1 protein-coding gene is annotated in these 1,330 nt (G+C 66.4%); it reads left to right on the forward strand.

Going from position 1 to position 1,330, the window contains the following annotated elements; all coding sequences use genetic code 11:
• The coding region (locus tag HOY34_RS21755) for a hypothetical protein (protein WP_216654884.1) at window positions 1–1,330 on the forward strand (1,330 nt) is incomplete at both ends.

A 1,330-nucleotide genomic window follows, 5' to 3' on the forward strand; every position in this document is an offset into this window, starting at 1 on the left:
ATCAGGCAACCATCAACTCCGATGGCACCTGGACGGTGGACGTTCCGAACGCCAGCTTCGACGGCAATCCGGTTGAGGCCACCATCACCCGTGGCGGCGAGACCGCCTCGGACGATACCCCTGTTCCGGTGGTGCCCGCAGCGCCTGCGCTGGATGTCACCATTGATGACGTCACCACTCCGGTTGATCCGGCGACGCCCGGCAACACGACGCTGACCGGGACGGTGACCGATCCGACCGGGACCGGCACGGTTATGGTGACCGTTGGCGGCACCGATTATCAGGCAACCATCAACTCCGATGGCACCTGGACGGTGGACGTTCCGAACGCCAGCTTCGATGGCAACCCGGTCGAGGCCACCGTCACCCGTGGCGGCGAGACGGCCTCGGACGACACCACGGTTCCGGTGGTGCCCGCAACGCCCGCGCTGGATGTCACCATTGATGACGTCACCACTCCGGTTGATCCGGCGACGCCCGGCAACACGACGCTGACCGGGACGGTCACCGATCCGACCGGGACCGGCACGGTTATGGTGACCGTTGGCGGCACCGATTATCAGGCAACCATCAACTCCGATGGCACCTGGACGGTGGTCGTTCCGAACGCCAGCTTCGACGGCAACCCGGTTGAGGCTACCATCACCCGTGGCGGCGAGACCGCTTCGGACGACACCCCTGTTCCGGTGGTGCCCGCCGCGCCTGCGCTGGATGTCACCATTGATGACGTCACCACTCCGGTTGATCCGGCGACGCCCGGCAACACGACGCTGACCGGGACGGTCACCGATCCGACCGGGACCGGCACGGTTATGGTGACCGTTGGCGGCACCGATTATCAGGCAATCATCAACTCCGATGGCACCTGGACGGTGGACGTTCCGAACGCCAGCTTCGACGGCAACCCGGTTGAGGCAACCGTCACCCGTGGCAGCGAGACCGCCTCGGACGACACGCCTGTTCCGGTTGCGCCCGCAGCGCCCGCGCTGGATGTCACCATTGATGACGTCACCACTCCGGTTGATCCGGCGACGCCCGGCAACACGACGCTGACCGGGACGGTCACCGATCCGACCGGGACCGGCACCGTGACGGTGACGGTTGGCGGCACCGACTATCCGGCGACCATCAACTCCGATGGCACCTGGACGGTGGACGTTCCGAACGCCAGCTTTGACGGAAACCCCGTTGAGGCCACCGTCACCCGTGGCGGCGAGACGGCCTCGGACGACACCCCTGTTCCGGTGGTGCCCGCCGCGCCTGCGCTGGATGTCACCATTGATGACGTCACCACTCCGGTTGATCCGGCGACGCCCGGCAACACGACGCT

This window comes from Pseudogemmobacter hezensis, assembly GCF_013155295.1.
Classification (GTDB): Bacteria; Pseudomonadota; Alphaproteobacteria; order Rhodobacterales; family Rhodobacteraceae; genus Pseudogemmobacter; species Pseudogemmobacter hezensis.